The sequence below is a fragment of the Thiothrix eikelboomii genome, assembly GCF_900167255.1.
GTDB lineage: Bacteria > Pseudomonadota > Gammaproteobacteria > Thiotrichales > Thiotrichaceae > Thiolinea > Thiolinea eikelboomii.
Map to the genome: position 1 here is coordinate 41339 of NZ_FUYB01000001.1, position 18580 is coordinate 59918.

Consider the following 18580-nt stretch of genomic DNA (forward strand, 5'->3'; position numbering starts at 1 on the left):
CGGCCTCTAAGTTGGGGTAGGGATTGGTTATCGAGTTTTGAGGTGTCCATTTTTATTGGGGTAGATCAAATTGCTTAGACTAAACCTCTGTTATCATCACCGCGAATCTTTCCGCCGTCACCACCTTCGGTACGAGCCGCCCGCTTTTCCCCGGTAACATCAGCACAATGGCGCGCTTGTGTTCATCGCCGTAGCTGACGTGCAGCGGTTTGTCATTGCCGTAGAAATACAGACGGTCAAACGGGGTGTGTTGCACGATCCATTGCGCGACTTCCAGCATATTTTCGTCGGGGACGATGAAATCACAGGCTGCGCCCTTACGCTCACAAATCAGATTGCCACGGGTATTCACTTCATGGGAGGCGTGTTGATCACGTTTCGGATCAATTCTACCGGGAATATGTTTAGCAAGTTCGGGGGAACAGAAGCCGTAGGTCAGAGTAATACCTCCAAAATAGTCCATAACCGGATCAATGATTTGCGTCGCTAGTGTAGCAAGGGCGTTATAAGTATCAGGCTGTTTGGGCAGGTTGGGCAAACCGGTTTTGGCTTGGGTTTCACCACATTCGATGAAGTCGCGGAAGGTGTGGTATTGACCGCAGGGGTCATTCAACGCAGGGGTGTGTTGCGAGGGTTGCAGTTCAAAGCCCACGACTGCCAAACGTAAACGCTGCAAGGTGGCATCGAATTGTTCGGGGGGCATTCCGTAACCGTCTAAGGCAAACTCAGGGTGGGTTGCCAACACCTGGTCAAAGGCGAGTTGTTCGGTGTAGTGCGGGAAATCGGGGGTGAGGAAACGCGCCTTCCGGTACAGGTAAGGCGGGGTGTAGGTATCGCCGTATTTGTAATACTCGAAACGCTGGTTGACTAGGCTGATTTTGATACGCTCCAGCAAGCGTGGCAGGGGCGATTCTTCAAAGTCATCGTATTTCATTAACGATAATTTGCCGGATTCGGCATGGATTTTCAGCAAATCGGCAGAAGTCACGTCACCGAAAACGAAGGTGGCGCAACCGATGTAGACCCGTAAAATCGGCGGCAATGCCACGACTTGCGCGGTGTGGAAGGTGAACGCGCCTTCTTCATCGAGATAGCCATAGCCTTGCGCGGCGGCTTGTTGGCACATTTGGCGCAGCAACGCGGGGTTGCCCGCTGAGAATAACAGGCGTTCGCCGTCGGTTTGGGCGTGTTGGTAGTTTTGGAAGAAAGCTTTGACATCACGTTTGAGGCTTTCCGGCAAATGGCGGTAGATACGTTGCTGGTCGAAACGGCGCATCGCAAAGTACACCGTGAGGTCATCGCGGCGGCTGTCGAAGGCGAGTTTCAGCAGTTCATCACCGTGGAAGCGTTGCAGGAATTTCAGGGCGCGTTGTGCTGTGCCGAACAGGTCTTTGCTGGCGGCAAGGTCGGGGAATTCGTCGTCTTGGGGCGGTCTGCCCAGTTCTAGCCAGCGTAGCCAGAGTTCATCCAATAAGGCGGCGTGTTGTTCGTAGAAGGCGCGTTCTTGGTCGGCTTTGGTGAGGCGGGCGGCGCGTTTGGCTTTGGGGGCTTTCGGCACTTTGGGTAATTGGCTGATCAGACGGTTAGCGGTAGCGCGGTTGCGGTAGCGGCGTTCCAAAAAGGCTTGTTCTGCGTCTTTGTCTTTGAACACGAAAAACACGCCGGGGCCGACGGCAACGGGTTCTTCATCCAATACACGGCGCAGGTATTCGCGGAATTCTTCCTGTGAATAATAGCGTTGGAAGGTGTTGCGGCTGGTAAGTACGCCATCACGGAACAAACGCCCGCGTTCGGGGGATTGTTCGCCGAGCATGACCGCCGCGCACAGGAATTGGGTGCAAAGTTGGTATGCGCCTAACACGGCTTCCATGCGTTCGGTTTTGTCTTCGATCACGTTGATGACGAAACCGAGGTTGACTATATCGGCGGTTTGTTTGGCGTTGTCGGGGCAGAAATGCGGATCCCAGCCGTTGGCGGTGAGCTTGTTTTGGCGCAGGATGTCTACGTCGCTGCCTTTGCCACAACCGTAGTCGAAAATCGTGTGTTTGCCTTCCAGAAAGTCATGCTTGGCGAGGAGTTGCATGGGTTTGGAGAGGGCGTAGCGGGTTAACGCGGTGCGGTGGCGTTCGACGTTGGAAGTCTTTTCGGTGGTTTCGAGTGGTGCTATTTCACTTCCATCGAGTTTAACCAGTTTGTGATCGACGACTTTGTAGCCTGCATTGCGGAGGCGTTCTTCCCATTGTTTTTTATAGCCGATTTTGCGGGAGTCTTTGAACAGTCCAGCATCTTCGAGCTGCTTGGTCAGCGCGGCGAATTTGGGAATGTCGGGGTGGTCGTTGGGGAGAAGGAGTTCTTTGCGGTGGAGGATGGGGGGGTTGTTCTGATAACAAAAAACAGGTCTTTTGAAACCCTTCATATTTATTTTTGTTGATTTTTTAAGTTCTGGAAAATGGTTTTTTTCAAAATCTCCATATTCTAACAAAGAAAAGTAATCTTCATTTAAGCTGACTTTAACGAAGTTGGGAGAGATGTCAATTATATCATTAATAAAGCAATAAATATTAACTGCATCTTCTGAGTGTAAAGAGTCAATGAGGCTTATGTGGAAATAAACCTTATTATTAACTCGCTTCCCTTGAATTGATCTTAGTATTTGCAGATCAATGCTATTCATTGGAACTAAACTTCAATGTTCAGCCAAGGAGCAATATGCTGCCATGCTAAATCAGCAATTCTAACAGTTCTTTCTTCAATAATTTCTTTTGTCCATGCTCCTTCAACTCTGGCAATAGACTTTACCATTGGTAAATAACTAGATTGATCAAGTATTTTTGTTGTTGATTCTGAAATTATCATCCCCTCATTTTTAGCCTCAAGCATTAGTTGATTCAGATTATCTAGCGTTTCAGTAGATAATATTTTATACATTAATTTCTTTTTCTGCCAAGAACCATTGCCTATAGATGAATTTTCTAAAGATGGCAGTAATGTTAGATTTCCTAATTTATTTATAGTATCAGGAGACTCATAAATAGTGGCTAACCAATCTGTGCTTTTTGATTGAGGTGCAATATGTTCAACAGTTTGAGACGAATCATCATTCCACGTTCTGAAGTTGAATAAAGGAAGGACTCCTTTTTTTCCTATTTTTGTCAAGCCGGGATTGCTCTCATCAATAACATTATCATGTGCTGATGCTAGTAATAAAAATCTTGCAACAATGCTTTTTGTAGAGTAAATGGGATTGTATGAAACTTGTTTAACCCAGTCCTCTTTGCAAGAAATACCACCTTTTTCTTTTAGTTTGTCAATCAATGCTTTTTTCAAAGTATCGGCTTTAGGCAGAGCGAGAGAATTTCTATGTCGTGCAATAGGTTCTAATTTTATAGAACCATCAGAGTTGCTATGCCCAGAATACATTAAATCTCGATAAATAGAGTCAATTCCATCTGTAGTCTTTCGTGAGGAACGCCACAAAACAGAAAAAGCAGTAACTGCTTTTACAACTGAAATAAATTCGCTTATAGCTTCATTGCGCGATTCTGCATCCGACTTCATCACCTGAGAATAATATCTTACTAACAAACCAATAGTGATTGTGTGACTTAGCTTTTTAAGAAAATCTATGCAAAGCAATGCAACATCACTTTCAATTGGAGAAAGATCGGGTTTTTCTTTTTTATCAATCGTCCAAACTTTCTTCATAAAAATAGCATTATGTGATAAATGCTGGAGAAAGTCTCTTCTTTCCTCAATATTGCTTACATCAGCTTCTTCATAGGAGTCTTTTAAAAATCGACGTTGCTCACTCAGTCTTTTAGATAAACTTTTTCCTCGTTCGGCTAGTCCAAAAGAAATAATTAAACGGCTTGTAGCATCTTGTTTATCTTTTGTTTTTGCAAAACTTTCAAGATAGTTTTCAACTTGGTTTATGTAGCTGTAAGATGGCGTTGATTTATATTCGGCCAGTTTTTCGGAGTATACAACTCTCGGTTTGAATGTCTCAAATGCTGTTAAAGGCTCACCTGTCGTATTTAGAGATTCAAACATATCAAATGCATAATCTTCATTTTTTGCTGTTACTATCGTAATTGCTATTCTATCTAAAACAAAATTGGCAAAAAAAACAATTCTCAATAAATTTTCATATCGCTTATTATCTGATTTTAATAATTCATGAACATTATCAGGAACTTCAGTTCTAATAAGGATGTTTTGAAAAACAGTAGACTCCATAATCAAGTCAAACTTTGGGACTTCTAGTCTTTCATCGCTTTTGTTGTTCTTTGTTATGTTCTCAATGATTTTTTGAATGGCTATTCTGGCATCTTTTAAACCATCATATCTATCTTTGTCGAAATTTATATTTGGTGTTTCATACTTAAATTTATCTTTGCTATTCGTACTCCGAGAGTGATTCCCATACTCGTGTAGATAATGACCTATAGGCGAAATATAAGAAGCGGTTTTTTGTTTTCTTGACCAAGAATCATCATATGATCTAATCATTCTAGGGTAATATCTAAACAAATCATCTCCAAGGTTCGTATCTTCTTCAAATGTTTTTCCTAATCTATTAACAACTTTCATAGACTCATCATGAATCCAGTCTTGCGCATCATCATTTCGGTCTAGTTTGCTAGCTGCAATTTTTATCTCTTCATGCAATACAGTATTGATAAGTAAAATAGTAGTTAAACGTTGTTGACCATCAATTATAGTCATGACTTTAGCAGGAACTTCACCTTTAACAGCAGGTTCAACTGTAGTCATATTCATATCATGGATTGCGATTATTGTTCCAATAAAGGTTATCGCATCTTCACGCTCAACTAACGTAGAAAATCCATGGCACGTATCTTCAATCAGACGAGAAATTTTATTCTTATCCCATGAATAATGTCGTTGATACGCAGGAATATATAATCCTTGTCCATTTTCACATAAATATTCCCATACGCTCTTAGGTTGAGCACTGAATACATCTTTTATATCCACTATTACTATTCCCGTGAAACTATAAACTACAAATCATACAAGCCTGATCTTCAGGATCATCATCCTCTTGATCTCTTAAAGCATCTTGCCACTTTATTGTATGAATACTCTTAGCATTACGATTAGCTGTTCGTGTTCCCTCTGTTCGTTCAGCGTGTGCAACTACTTCTTCAAGCGTCTTACCTTGTACCCATGTATAACCTTGCCCTGACTCTTTTTCAATACGAACAGCTTCTGCAAATAGATCAGGATGTTCACGCTTTAACCCCAACCATTCATCTTGTCGTTGAAAGAAGCAAAAGTAACAACCTGAACGACTACGCCACCGATAATATTCTGGAATGCCTACAGTGTTTTCTAAAATGCGGAAAATGTCTGCTCGAATCAATCCATCTTCTATAAAAGGAAAGACTGCTTTAATATTTTCTTTCTGGCTAACATAACCTTCTCGATTCTCGTCTGCTCGAATACCAATGTAAGTTACAACCGGATCAGTACCAACGAATCTTTCAAATGGCTTAATTTTCATCATTGAGGTACACCAACGCTGTCGAGGCGATGGTAGATAGTTGTTGTGTATTTTTAACCAATGTTCAAAATCTCGCTCAGGACTCAGTTTTTTAATTTCTTTGCCTAAGTAAGCTTCTAATTTATCCAGAAAATCATAAACTTCCTGAAGTTCAGCACCCGTGTCAGTAAAGAAATACTCAACACGGTTATGAATATCTGGATAGTGGTCTCGGAGATATATGGCGAGAGCAGCACTATCTTTACCGCCGGATAGTCCAAGGACATGGCGTGAACCTTCGAGTTCTGAAGCTTCTTGTAACGTCAAATGCTTAGTCATGTTTAACTTTACTCAATTGCTTGGGGGAAACGACTTTGGGGCGTTGAGTTGTCTGATAATCACGCAAGAAATCGTCCACTAATTCAGCTAGCACTGCAAGTTGCAATTCTTTATCCGCCCCAGATAATTGATCATTTAATCGACTTTTTAGCTCATCTGCGGCTTCTCGCTGCATTTTGCTTATCGCAACAGGTTGTTGACGCTCTTTTTCACCTTTTTTTATTGATTTCAATAAGATAACATCAAATTCATCTTGGGTATTTTGCCTTTTTTGATCGTGAATGCGTAAAGCCTCAAGATCAAGCATACGTCGAGAATATTCACTCAATCGCATATCTGCTTGTGCTTTATCGCCATCCAGCCATTTTTCTGGCGATTTCTTGCCAAGAAACATAAGGATGCTGATAAACCAATCGTGATCAACTTTATCCGAATTGGTCAGTCGGTTGATGAATGCTTTCAATCCATCGGTATCTACCGTATATGTATCAAGTCCTACATAACGCCCCGTGATACGTCGCATCTCAGGAATCGTAGCATTAGCTTTCAGGCGTAAAGCTTGTGCTAAGAGTTTTTGTTGATCATCTAACATCTTAGAGTAAGCATGTTTCAATGCACTTAGTGTGTCCTTGAGCCTTTCAACATAACCATCGAATTTGGCTTGTTCGGTTGCTCTTATCTCGAAACCTAGTGCTTGGGGTATTCCCTCAAACAGTAATTGTTCGGGTGATTTAGATAAGTGGAATGCATTACGGAATGCCTTAGCGTGTTCAGGCAAGTCACTAGTCTTTTGTGTGTATTCATTCAAACCACCCACAAATGTAGCTAGTGGTTTGATAGCCTGAACTACACTTCGTGTCTTGCCATCGGTGAATAAGGCAGTCATGTATTCTTTGAAAATAGTGGCGCGGATACCTTCAATTCTAAACAGTTGCACCTTGAACAGTTCCGGTGTTTTCACAAAACGTTCTAAGACATCTTTACTGAGTGTCGGGAGGTACTGTCCCTCTTCGTATAAAGCTAATTCATCTTGATGTACAAAGTAAGCTGCCAAATACAATACAGGCAACACACCATTTTTTAGACCAAATGGTATTGAAGTTAAGATGCCATCCAAATCACTGAAAGGTCGAGCTTTCTGCTCAGTTGAATTCAGAAACTCCTCAATTTCCGCCCACGTTGCCTGTAAAGAACTGCCACTATTGGGTGAGAAAAATCCCCATTTACCTGTTTCATCCAGCCGATGAATGCCGGATTCACGCAATAACGCCAGATACATAGCTTTCTCAGGCGGGAATTTTTCAATACCTAAAGCTTCTTCAGCTGGATGCAACAGCATCATTTCAAGCAGTTTGTTACGCCCTGCTGCGGCTTGGCTAGATGGTTTGTCGCGGTTGATTAGTTCATTTTTGATCGTTGGCATTCGGCAATACAGGCTGCCTAATATGTCAGATAGTTTGTTTTGAAACGCCCGTTTACCATCAATCTGAACAGCTTTGCCTTGCCAATACCATTGGCTACGTTGAGGCTGCTCTAACAGTAGGTGAACTTGAGTTTCTTCCGCCTGTAACGCCACTTGATAGTAGTCTCTGAACTCTCGTTGTGCGACTGGATCAGAATGTAGCTCTTGGGATTTGTTTTGCACGGCTTCTAATGCTAATACATCGGCAACTGCATCGCGTAGTGCTGCTGCATGAGGGTATTTCACCAATACATCGAGCGGCGAGGTATGAGCAACGACTTGCTTAACAAAGCTTTCATCGTCCTGCTGATCTTCAGCGAGATAGAAAACAATACGCGGAACGCCAGCACTTTCGCCAATTTGATTCACTGAACTAGCATCAGTAAACGCCGTCGTGAAATAGTGCATTGCTCCTTTTTGAATGGAGAATTTGCGTGCAACAATCGGCATTCCACCATGTTGCCTACTAAGGCGTTCTGCAAGGCTGAATACACCCAATTTACCGCGCTCTTCCTGCAAACGAAGTTCTAAATCAAAGTCGCTACCTTGCCATACACGGTACTCGTTGTTGTACTTGCGTAATTGTAGAACTGCACGTTTCTGCAACACTTCCAACGCATTCGTGACAGCATCAGAGTCATGCAAACAATAACTGAGGATTTCCTTAGAGGCTTTTAAGCCCGCTTGTGCCCCGATCAGATTCAACAAACCCACGGTTTTCAGAACTCTCACAGCATCAGGGTTGTCATCACCTAAACGCTCTAATGCAGTCACAACCTCTGCCCAACGACGATGCGTCAGGTGGTCAACAACAGCTGCAGGTTGGTTACTGATAAAGTAGTCGTAAATTTCCCAAGGATAAATCCAATCACCAAGATGCTCTAAACGCTTGACACTATCCTGAAACCCAAACACCTCTGCGCTTCCCAAATAGTTAAATAAGGTACGTTCATTTTGAGCCACTTTTTGGCAAAGCACAGGCAACAATAATGCACTGATAGGATGCAATGGATAGCATTGCTGGAATAAATGACTCGCAGAGTGTTTATCTAATGTGCTTGGTAGCGCATTCAACGTAGCTAAGAGCTGGGATACTTGTTTAGTTTGTACTACAACAGTATTGGGCAATTTTTTAGGTTGGTTGATAGCTTTTCCTACAATTCGCAATGTTTGCTCAGTGGATTCTAAAAATGGAATTACTTCAAAGCGCCCTTGAATCTTTGCCCATTCATTTCTCTGAGCTTTACCCAGTCCGCGTGCATATTGCTCAAATGACTGATGCAATAAAACAAACACAGAAAGGATTGCACCATTCTCATGCCCTTTATAAGCTTGCTCAGCTAAAGCTTGTAGAAGAAAAATATCATTAGTTTCAGGATGACGAGCTTCATATTCCAGAAACTTGCCTAACTCATCAATAACAATCAATAGGCCATCACCATTTGCTTTAGCAACTTCATCCTGTAGTTCATCAATAACATGAATAAGCTGGCTAGTTGAAATCGTAACTTGTGATATAAACTCTTCAAATTTTGTGATTACTTTAGGGAGCTGCCTCCCTTCATAAGAGAAAAATACCCTTGCTCCATCAAGAAGGGCTAATGCTAAACGTCGACTTAAAGGCTCGGGAGTACCTGTCAGAAAAATCCTGCAATACTCTTGAGCAGTATCACTACTATCATCAGCAGGTTTTAGAAATTTCCCAAAAACATCTTCATCAATAGACTCTAGTTTTTCTTGTGCTGCACATGTTGCGGCATCATTCCTATTCCCTAACAAGTGAGATAAAAATAATGCAAATGAAGACTTTCCTGAACCATACGGCCCCATCAGTGTCCACGCACGAGGCATATCTCCAACATCAGCAAATGTATCACCGATACGCGCCAACGTATCCAATGCACGAGTGGTTGGAATATAGGCATTAACAACAGCTAGTGAGTCGGCATCACGCTCAAGATTAATTGAACGGGTGTAGTTTGTATTGACTTGTATTTGTCTGGCTAAGCTCATGCTACTGCCTCAAGAAAATTCGATTGTTCGTAGTAATGCTGTAAGTAACTCATAGGCTCAAGTTGAGACTTACTTATTTTATAAAGCACTCTGACTCCTGCTGTTTCCTGAAACTTGAACGGAATATCTTGCCTTTGTTCCAGCTTTTCTAATGTGTAGAGAAAATCACTTTCAGTCAGACAGAAAACAGCACCCGGCGCAGGATAATCATTATTCCCATACATTAAATCTTCGATAGCCAACTCTTGCTTTCCTGTTGCATTGAACAGTGACGCGATTGCATAAGCAACTACCTCGATAGGCAAGTGTCCATGATCGCCTACTTGTACTTTGAATGTTTTATGGTCAGGCAACAGCGATAAAAGCTTGATGGATGCAAACGGTGTATCTAAAAATTCGTCTGAAAACTGTTTAGCTTTGGGACGAGCATCTGAATACATACGCAAAGCGACAGCAACATCATTTCTAAGTGTGTTCTTAGATGGTTTTGTATTACTGTTCTGTTTTACAAAATCCATCAATGAATCAAGAGCTTGTTCTGATGTGAATTCTGGTTTGTGATAACGATTGAACATCCAATAGGCGCAAGTTGCCTGTTCAGGATTGCTTGCCATGTGCCAATGCAATAACCAAATCGTAGCTTCATCCTCAAGATAAGGATCAACGCCATCATTTTCATCAAAGATGAAATCACCTAGTTTTGTCGGTTGGTAGCCTGTTTCTGTTTTTTCGATAATTTGGGTAGCTTGCGCCCAGTAACGAATAGCATTGACCATATTTTTACCAACGCCAAGTCTAACCGTCGCATCATCTGCATCAAACACTGCTGAATCTGTTACTACTTCTTGATAGGCTTTGGTTAGCCAACTGTAGCGCAAGGGGAAAGTCTCGTGCCTACCAAAAGACATCTTTTTAGGGTTAAATTTCATGTTTTTTAACTTTTAAGGTGACGATGGAAGCACTAGGGCGAGTAAATCCTAATGTGAATTGCTCTTTTCCTTTTAGAAAATTCTCCACATGGGTAAGAAACCATGCTTTAAGGTTTGAGTTCTCTTTTTCAAGCTGATTATATAATTCTTGCTTAGTTTCTGGATCAATTTCAATGACAATCCGCCCACTAGTTCCTCTAGCCATGCTACCACCCTCTCTCTATATAACATTACATGATCTATGTAACATTACATATGAAGGCACTGCAAATAAAGTTATTAAATCGCAACTTTACCAACCTTACCTGAAACCAAGGATCAGAAATGTGATGCATCTCTGTAAATAAGTCTTACTTGAAACATTAGCACTCGAGGCTTTTTAGCGATAAAGTTCCCCTACCACTCCTTCAACACAAGGCTTGCTCTTAACGCATTCACTAGAGCCTATTCTTGTTTAATTTTATAGGTAGATATTTCATGGGCTTTGCTAAATCGCCATTACTACTAGTTCCACTGATGCTAGCCACTTACTTAGGTGCGTTACCCTTATACGCTGCCGAACAGCAGCTCAATTTTAAAGAGGCGCAGCTCACATCAGCACTGTATCAAGCCAAACAGGTACAACTTGCAGCGGTACCTTTAGAGGCGAATCGCTCAGCTGAGCTTGAGTTGGAATCCTTCCAAGTGTTTGCACCCGATGCCCACATTGTTGTTAAAAGTTCGACAGGTACGCATACCCTACCGCTGCCTCAAACCAACTATTTTAAAGGTCGGATCAAAGATCAAGAAAACTCCGCTGCTTTTATGGCAGCCGATGCTGCTGGAAACATCCGCTCTATTATCCAAGCAGATGGGCAAATTTATGTCAATAACAACTCAACTCAATCCTCACAGCCCACTGCACGTGCACTCAATCCCACTGAAGATTTTAAACAGCAAATCTTTGAATGTGGCATTGAAGGCAATACGCGCTTCAAACCGCCACTCCCGGCCGGAATTAAAGCTCAACTTAGCTCAGCTATCGGCGCTGAAGCGAGCACTGATACCTATATCGCTGATTTAATTATTGAAACTGACTATGAGTTTTACAGCTTATTTAATAATACCAGCGCTGCTGCTCAATACGTGGCCGATTTAATTGCTTATGTATCCAGCCTGTATGCCGCTGAAATCAATACTAAACTGCGTCTTAAACAAGTGGTACTCTATACCAGCCCAAATGACCCTTGGACGGCTGAAACCACCTCCAGTGCCTTGTATGAAGTACAAAGCTATTATTTAGAGCATCACGCCGAGACTAAACGCACGACTGTACATTTCCTCAGTGGCAAAGATATGAATGGCGGCGTTGCTTATATTGCCAGTATCTGTACAGCTCCTGCTTATGCGGGTCGCCAAAGTTCTTATGATTTTGGAGTCAGTGGGGGTATTAGTGGGAGCTTTACGCCCAATAGCCCATTGATTGTTTGGGATGCTTATGTAGTGGCACATGAATTAGGGCATAATTTTGGTAGCTCGCATACCCATAGCTATGATCTCGATCATGACTACAATCTACCGATTGATTGCTGCTATTCAGACGGCCAAGGCGCTTGCCAAACCTATCAGCCGCGCACCCATTTACCCGGCCTTGGCAGTTTAACTGGAGGTAGCAGCGCGACACATCCCGGTACGATTATGAGCTATTGCCATTTAGTCAGTGGTGGCTCTCAGAATGTCTCCATGACCTTTGGCCTGAATCATCCGTATGGGGTTGAGGCCAGTCGCGTCCCCAAAGAAATGCGCTCTACGGTTGAAGCTTATGCAGACGCTTACCCAGAATGCCTGCCAGTGGATCAACCCACGCCAACCACGCTGAGCTTCAAAACAGTCAGCAAATGGCATGAATCCTTTGCGGCGCAAACCGCGACCCCGTTAATTGGTGATTTTAATGGCGATCAGCTGGATGATGTCGCTAGCTTTGCTCAACAGAGTAGCCATAAAGTATTTGTTGCCTTATCCAATGGCAGCGCCTTAGACAGTAAAACCGTGTGGAAAACCGACTTTGCTTTAAACGGCGAACAAGTAGCCGTTGGTGATTTTAATGGCGATGGCAAAGATGATTTAGCTAGCCTAACCCATAATTCGGCGCGACAAATGTATGTATCTTTATCCAATGGCTCTAGTTTTGAAAACCCTAAGCTTTGGTACGGCCTAAAAACCGCTGAAGATGGCACGCAAGTGATCGGTGATTTTAATGGGGATGGCAAAGCCGATGTGGCTACCCTACAACCTGCCACTGGAGCGGTTTTTGTGAATCTTTCAGCGGGGCAACGTTTTAGAGTCCAACGACTCTGGACTAGCAATGCCGCTTTAGCGGCTAAGCAAATCGTGGTCGGTGATTATAATGGGGATGGCAAAGACGATTTAGGCTTTACCACGACGGCGGGTGAATTCAAAGTAAGCCTCGCCGAACATCGGCAATTTGCAGCAGCAACCGTTTGGCATAGCACGCTAGCCAGCAATAGCACACAACTCGTCGCGGGTGATTTTAATGCTGATGGTAAAGAAGAACTTGCAAGCTATGTGCAGAATGCCGAAGGGGGAATTTATATCGCACTTTCAGAAGCCACTCATTTGGGTACGAATCAGCGCGTCCATGCTTGGTTTGAGCCTTATGATCAAGTCTTAAAAGCAGGGCGCTTCACAGCGGATCAAGCCAGCGATGTAATGACCTTTACCCAAGGTAGCACGGCGGATGTTTGGGTTGCGACCGACTTAGAGTAAATACGCAAACATCCGATTCAAATGACTCAAACGGCTACTCTTCACGATTGCTCAAGAGTAGCCGCTAGGTTGCATTATTTCGGCTGATAATCCAACGTCACTAAGCCATTCACACCCGCCTGATTATAACCTTTACGCAGCTCATAATCTTTATCGAGTAGATTCGCTAACTTAGCACTCACCGCCAGATCACGACTGACTTGATACTTAGCACGTAAATCCAAAGTACCGAAACCCGCTAAAGGTTGTAGATTATCAGTGTCATTATAGCGGCGGCCTTCTGCATGCACAGCTGCACCGACTGAGAAGCGTCCAAATTGCCGCGCTAAGTCGAGGTTCAAAATCTGCTGAGGACGATTAATCAATAAATCACCGGCTTGTTCGCCGCTAGTGACTTCTGGCTGTTGAATCGTCAGATTACCGGCTAATTGCCAATCACCCCAAGCTTGACTAGCACTGGCTTCTAAACCACTAATCTTTGCAGCGGCAACATTCATCGGCTTCCAAACACCACCACCGGTATCCCGCCATTGGATCAAGTCGTCGATCTGATTCTGGAAAGCCGAAATAGCCCACTCCCCATGCGCCAAACGCCCTGCAACCCCTAGCTCGATATTTTTGCTATTCTCAGGCTTAAGCTCAGCATTGCCACTATAGGGATAATATAAATCATTGAAAGTCGGCGCTTTGAAGGCCGTACCGTAAGAGGCAGTTGCTCGCAAGCTATCAGAGAATTCATGAGCAAACGCTACACCACCCGTGGCCTTTTTACCAAACTGCTGATTATCATCTTGGCGAGCGGATAGGTCGAATTTGTTAGCTCCTGCCGTGATTTGATAACTAGCAAATACCCCGGTATTTTTACGCGAGTTCACTGCATAGTCGGTTGTCCCGCTGACCTTATCTTTCAGGTGATCGAGTCCTAGGGTCAGATTGCCAGCGCCGCCCATTTGTACATCCGCCTGCACACTAGCATTCATGCGTTGGGTCTGGAAGCGATCTTGGAAGACACCATCTTTGTAGCTATCCTGCTTATCCAAGGAGTTGCCGATTTGAGCTGTGATTTGCGTGCTTGACCCTAGAGGAGCCGTCAATTTGCCCTGTGCGATTTGCTGCTTAAACTGGTTTTCGTTTTGATACTGACCATCAAACTCACTCTCACCCCGCGCCTGCATCACACCCGCCTCTAGGCTCATACCCTGTTCAAAGCGATGCCCCGCCCGTAAAGAAAAGCTATTATTTTTGTAGCCATCTTTATCGGGTTCAGACACCTCAGCTATTGAAAAATCAGGTAAATAGACTGTATAGGCATCTTGAGTACTAATTCCATCGGTGCGCTCAGTGGCAGCATTCAGATTGAACCAAGTTCCTTCGCCAGAACCACCCGCTAAACCTGCACTGGCTTTGGCGGTATTAAAGCTACCATACGAGGCCGAAGCCCGTGGTTGAATGCTTTTGCTCCCACTGCCTTTGCGGGTAAAGATTTGAATCACCCCACCAATCGCTTCTGAGCCATATAGACTTGAGCGCGGGCCACGCACAATTTCAATCCGCTCCACTTGATCTAAAGGGAATAGCTCAAGCGCTGTCGTTCCCAAAGTCGCCGAACCGACTTTAACGCCATTCACCAATACCAAAACATGGCTATCATTGGTACCACGCAAATGCACTGATGATTGCTTACCCATATAGCCACTGCTAGTCAGGGTAAGACCGGGAGTTTGCTGCAAGACTTCAGTCACCGTACTCGCTTGGGTGGCTTCAATGTCTTGACGGGTAATGACGGTAACCGGAGCTAGGGTTTCATCGGCGGTTTGTGCCTTGCGCCCTGCGGTAATAATAATTTCGATTTCGTTATTCGCAGGCTCAGCCCAGACTAAAGAGGGAGCAACAAGGGTCACTAGGCTTAGACCGGCTAAGCTTGCATAAAGAGAGGTTTTCATGGTTAGCATTCCTGCTTGCCGCGCCCACCGCGCAGCTGATTGGAAAACATGACATATCACATGTCACAACATAAGCTAGGCCGGTATCCGGGCTTGTAAGTGACCAAAGTCGGAAGCTGCAACCTTCCCATGCTTGCAAAACACAGTGGTTTAGAGCAGCCTGAACTTACTGACCGTTGCGGGGGCAGCGCTGGCTTATTCACCAGCTTCCCGTTTAACACTTCGAAAAATGCACCTAAGCGCGCTGGACGTTACGTGATTGCTGGCAAGCTGTCAAACCTACTGCAAACTCAAACGACAACTTGTTTTTGAGAGTGGCGGATGGATGAGGAAGAGTGCGATTAAAATTTAGGCTATGCCCTTAAATAAGAGGTTCATTTGAACCGGGCGAGTGATCTATGGTCAAATTTATAAGTAAAGTGGTTAATAAATTTGTTAATAGATTAGTTAATTAAAACGATTAAAAATGCAGGATATCTAGCATGTTCAAACAACGACCTGTTTTAGTGATAGCGGGCGCTTTGAGCTTTACGAGTTTGCCAGCACTCGCAGCGCCCTTAGCCTTTCAAGCCACCTATAGTGTCGCTAACTCCGGCTTGACGGTCGGCGAAACTCAGACCAGCTTGAGTTACCAAGCTGCAGGCTACACTTTTCAAAAAATCACCAAAGCGAATGGCGTCGCTGCCTTAATTAGCGGTGACTCTTTGACTGAACGCAGTGTAGGTTTAAAACAAGGGGATAAACTGCAAACTCAGCAATATCTGTATCAACACAAAAGTCGCCGCAAGGCAAAACAAGATCAATACCAGTTTACTAGTGCGACAGAAATCAAAGGCAAACTCGACCAGACAGCTTATACGCTTAAAGTCCCCAAGAACACGATTGATCCCGCGCTCATTGAGCTGCGCCTAATGGAGGATGTGGCGGCGAATCGTCCCTTGAATTATTCGATCACGGAACGCGGCAAACTAAAAACCTATCAATTTCAGCGCTTAGGCAAGGAAACTATTACGACCCCACTGGGGCAATATGCTTGCGAAAAGGTGAAAATGACTCGTGATAATGGTGAGCGGCAAACAACTTTATGGCTAGCTCCTGAACTTGATTATGTAGCTGCCCAAATTCAGCATAATGAAAAGGGCAATATCACTGAAGCGCAACTCACTCATTATCAAGCTAAACACTAGCATTCAAAAACGAATCGAATCGTCACTCAAATGACGATTCTCGAGCTAGATACCCTGAATTCTAACGGGTGATCAGGCGGCAAGCTTAGTGATCATCCCCGCGCCCACCGTGTTATTCGTACTTTCGTCAATGATAATAAAAGCACCCGTGCCACGATTATCTACATACGGGTCTGTCAATAAAGGTTGGGCTAATTTAAAACTGACTTGGGCAATATCATTCATCTGTAAGCGCTCAGCGGATTGACGATCTAGAGTATTAATATCGACCCGCCATTCAATCGCCGCGACTTTTGCTTTGGTTTCGCGGGTCGTGTGGCGAATTAGATAAGTCCGCGCACGATCTAAGGGGGCTTCTGCTAACCAACACACCGTCGCATTCACTTGCTTGGTTTGGGTCGGTACAGCCTCAGTTTTCACAATCATATCCCCACGGGAAATATCAATTTCATCCGTGAGCAATAAAGTCACTGACTGCTCTGTGATCGCTTCACGCAAAGCCTTGCCACCTAATTCAATCGCTTTCACTAGGCTAGTACGACCGGAAGGTAATACCGTGACTGCATCACCGACTTGAATACTGCCAGACTCCACTCGCCCCATAAACCCTCGATAATCGTGGAGTTCTGGATTGGTCGAGTCTTGTGGGCGGCACACATACTGCACAGGAAAACGGAAAGGCTCATCATGCTCAGTGTGAGCAGCCGGAGCAGCCTCCAAAATCTCCATTAAAGTATCGCCCTCGTACCAAGCTAACTTCTCACCACGATCCACCACCATATCGCCCTTCAAGGCAGATAATGGGATAAAACGGACATCTTCAATCCCTAATTGCTGAGCAAAGGCTAAATAATCGGCTTTAATGGCTTCAAAGCGGGCTTGGCTATAATCCACCAAGTCCATCTTATTCACCGCAACTACCAAATGCGGAATGCCTACTAAGTGCGCTAAATAAGAATGCCGCCGAGTTTGTGGTTGTACGCCTTTACGTGCATCAATCAAGATAATCGCAAGATTCGCGGTTGAGGCTGCCGTCACCATATTACGGGTGTACTGCTCATGCCCTGGGGCATCAGCAATAATAAATTTGCGTGTCCCCGTTGAGAAATAGCGGTAAGCGACATCAATCGTAATACCCTGCTCGCGCTCAGCTTGTAAGCCGTCGGTGAGCAGCGATAAATCCACTTCTTGCATCCCACGCTTGAGTGAGGTCTTTTCAATCGCACTTAAGGTATCAGCCAGAATCGCTTTAGAATCAAATAATAAGCGCCCAATCAAGGTACTTTTACCATCATCCACGCTGCCACAGGTTAAGAAACGCAGCAAGCCGTGATCTTCAATCAATTGCATTTAGAAGTACCCCTCTTTCTTGCGTTGTTCCATCGCCGCTTCACTGGCTTGATCATCTAAACGGGTAGCACCGCGCTCAGTAATGGTCGTGGTTGCAGTTTCAGCAATAATCTTTTCAACACTATCGGCAGCCGATTCCACCGGAGCCGTACAGGTAATATCACCAACAGTACGGAAGCGAACTTGCAGATTCACAATTGCTTCACCTGCTTTCGCGGGAGTTAACTCAGTCACAGGTACAATCGAACCTTGACGACGTACAATCGGCCGTTGATGCGCGAAATAAATACTCGGTAACTCTAAACCTTCGCGTTGGATGTATTGCCATACATCTAACTCCGTCCAATTAGAGATCGGGAAGGCACGAATATTTTCACCTTTGTGAGCGCGGGCATTGTATAAATCCCATAACTCAGGGCGTTGGTTTTTAGGATCCCACTGCCCAAACTCATCCCGAAAGCTCATAATCCGTTCTTTAGCCCGCGCTTTTTCTTCATCACGCCGTGCGCCACCGATGCAAGCATCAAAACCAAATTCTTCAATCGCTTCTAATAAAGTCACCGATTGATGCTTATTGCGTGATTCGTTTTCGTGCTTCAACACCACTGTGCCACGCTGCATAGAATCTTCGACCGAACGCACAATCAAGCGCTCGCCTAATTCAGCAGCACGCTGATCACGGAAATCAGTGACTTCCTTATAATTATGCCCCGTATCAATATGCATCAATGGAAAGGGAAAACGCCCCGGGCGAAATGCCTTCTCAGCAATCCGCAACAGGCAGATAGAGTCTTTACCACCGGAGAATAACAGCACTGGGTTAGCGCATTGTCCGGCAACCTCACGCATAATATGGATTGCCTCTGCTTCCAGCCAATCGAGATGCGGTAAAGTTTTTAATTGTGTCTGTTGTCGATTGAACAGCATCATGCTAATCCTTCAAAACTTCTTAATGCGGTGTAGTATCCGCGATCTTTTAAAGCGAAAAAAGTGATATATTCCGATATGAAAATCTCTAAAAAAGATATTCATTCGGTTGGCTATAGCCTACTACTTTTCCTGAATTGTTGCTATGCACAATAGAT

The 18580-nt window shown here is 44.2% G+C and carries 11 protein-coding genes and 1 riboswitch; of the genes, 2 read left to right on the plus strand and 9 right to left on the minus strand.

Going from position 1 to position 18580, the window contains the following annotated elements; genetic code table 11:
• Positions 1-79: 79 nt before the first annotated feature.
• The 6 genes from B5D50_RS00185 to B5D50_RS00210 are packed head-to-tail and all read right to left on the minus strand — an operon-like array spanning position 80 to position 10454.
• The gene (locus B5D50_RS00185) at positions 80-2674 is read right to left on the minus strand and encodes a DNA phosphorothioation-associated putative methyltransferase (RefSeq protein WP_078920560.1); all 2595 of its coding nucleotides are present in this window, start codon (positions 2672-2674) and stop codon (positions 80-82) included.
• Positions 2675-2679: 5 nt separating this feature from the next.
• The gene (locus B5D50_RS00190; protein ID WP_078920561.1) at positions 2680-4998 is read right to left on the minus strand and encodes a DUF262 domain-containing protein; all 2319 of its coding nucleotides are present in this window, start codon (positions 4996-4998) and stop codon (positions 2680-2682) included.
• A gap of 19 nt (positions 4999-5017) precedes the next feature.
• Positions 5018-5845 carry a phosphoadenosine phosphosulfate reductase family protein gene (locus B5D50_RS00195; RefSeq protein ID WP_078920562.1) on the minus strand — a complete coding sequence of 276 codons (828 nt, stop codon included), beginning with the start codon at positions 5843-5845 and terminating at the stop codon, positions 5018-5020.
• Complete coding sequence (locus B5D50_RS00200) at positions 5838-9320, minus strand: hypothetical protein (RefSeq protein ID WP_078920563.1); 3483 nt, start codon at positions 9318-9320, stop codon at positions 5838-5840. Before B5D50_RS00200 ends, B5D50_RS00195 begins: the two co-directional genes overlap by 8 nt.
• Positions 9317-10249, minus strand: a complete 933-nt coding sequence (locus tag B5D50_RS00205) for a DUF4007 family protein (RefSeq protein WP_078920564.1) — start codon at positions 10247-10249, stop codon at positions 9317-9319. Before B5D50_RS00205 ends, B5D50_RS00200 begins: the two co-directional genes overlap by 4 nt.
• The gene (locus B5D50_RS00210; RefSeq protein ID WP_078920565.1) at positions 10239-10454 is read right to left on the minus strand and encodes a hypothetical protein; all 216 of its coding nucleotides are present in this window, start codon (positions 10452-10454) and stop codon (positions 10239-10241) included. The genes B5D50_RS00205 and B5D50_RS00210 overlap by 11 nt, the downstream gene beginning before the upstream one ends.
• A gap of 272 nt (positions 10455-10726) precedes the next feature.
• Here B5D50_RS00210 and B5D50_RS00215 point away from each other — a divergent pair, with 272 nt between their 5' ends.
• On the plus strand, positions 10727-13015 hold the full coding sequence (locus tag B5D50_RS00215) for an FG-GAP-like repeat-containing protein (RefSeq protein ID WP_078920566.1): 2289 nt from the start codon (positions 10727-10729) through the stop codon (positions 13013-13015).
• Between the two features lie 74 nt (positions 13016-13089).
• Here B5D50_RS00215 and B5D50_RS00220 read toward each other — a convergent pair whose 3' ends face one another.
• Positions 13090-14958, minus strand: a complete 1869-nt coding sequence (locus B5D50_RS00220; protein ID WP_159448536.1) for a TonB-dependent receptor domain-containing protein — start codon at positions 14956-14958, stop codon at positions 13090-13092.
• Between the two features lie 61 nt (positions 14959-15019).
• Positions 15020-15212: riboswitch (cobalamin riboswitch) on the minus strand.
• Between the two features lie 228 nt (positions 15213-15440).
• Between B5D50_RS00220 and B5D50_RS00225 the strand changes: the two genes are divergently transcribed.
• Positions 15441-16145, plus strand: a complete 705-nt coding sequence (locus tag B5D50_RS00225) for a DUF3108 domain-containing protein (RefSeq protein ID WP_078920568.1) — start codon at positions 15441-15443, stop codon at positions 16143-16145.
• Between the two features lie 72 nt (positions 16146-16217).
• Here the strand turns inward: B5D50_RS00225 and cysN are convergent, their stop codons facing one another.
• Entirely contained in the window at positions 16218-17495 is a 1278-nt protein-coding gene (gene cysN / locus B5D50_RS00230) for a sulfate adenylyltransferase subunit CysN (protein ID WP_078920569.1), read from the minus strand.
• On the minus strand, positions 17496-18425 hold the full coding sequence (cysD, locus tag B5D50_RS00235) for a sulfate adenylyltransferase subunit CysD (protein WP_234975750.1): 930 nt from the start codon (positions 18423-18425) through the stop codon (positions 17496-17498).
• Positions 18426-18580 lie beyond the last annotated feature (155 nt).

Bases quoted from the DNA above. Each gene is read 5' to 3' on its own strand.
- B5D50_RS00185 (WP_078920560.1), bottom strand. From the start codon at position 2,674: ATGAATAGCATTGATCTGCAAATACTAAGATCAATTCAAGGGAAGCGA.
- B5D50_RS00195 (WP_078920562.1), bottom strand. From the start codon at position 5,845: ATGACTAAGCATTTGACGTTACAAGAAGCTTCAGAACTCGAAGGTTCA.
- B5D50_RS00200 (WP_078920563.1), bottom strand. From the start codon at position 9,320: ATGAGCTTAGCCAGACAAATACAAGTCAATACAAACTACACCCGTTCA.
- B5D50_RS00205 (WP_078920564.1), bottom strand. From the start codon at position 10,249: ATGAAATTTAACCCTAAAAAGATGTCTTTTGGTAGGCACGAGACTTTC.
- B5D50_RS00210 (WP_078920565.1), bottom strand. From the start codon at position 10,454: ATGGCTAGAGGAACTAGTGGGCGGATTGTCATTGAAATTGATCCAGAA.
- B5D50_RS00215 (WP_078920566.1), top strand. From the start codon at position 10,727: ATGGGCTTTGCTAAATCGCCATTACTACTAGTTCCACTGATGCTAGCC.
- B5D50_RS00220 (WP_159448536.1), bottom strand. From the start codon at position 14,958: ATGAAAACCTCTCTTTATGCAAGCTTAGCCGGTCTAAGCCTAGTGACC.
- B5D50_RS00225 (WP_078920568.1), top strand. From the start codon at position 15,441: ATGTTCAAACAACGACCTGTTTTAGTGATAGCGGGCGCTTTGAGCTTT.
- cysN (WP_078920569.1), bottom strand. From the start codon at position 17,495: ATGCAATTGATTGAAGATCACGGCTTGCTGCGTTTCTTAACCTGTGGC.
- cysD (WP_234975750.1), bottom strand. From the start codon at position 18,425: ATGATGCTGTTCAATCGACAACAGACACAATTAAAAACTTTACCGCAT.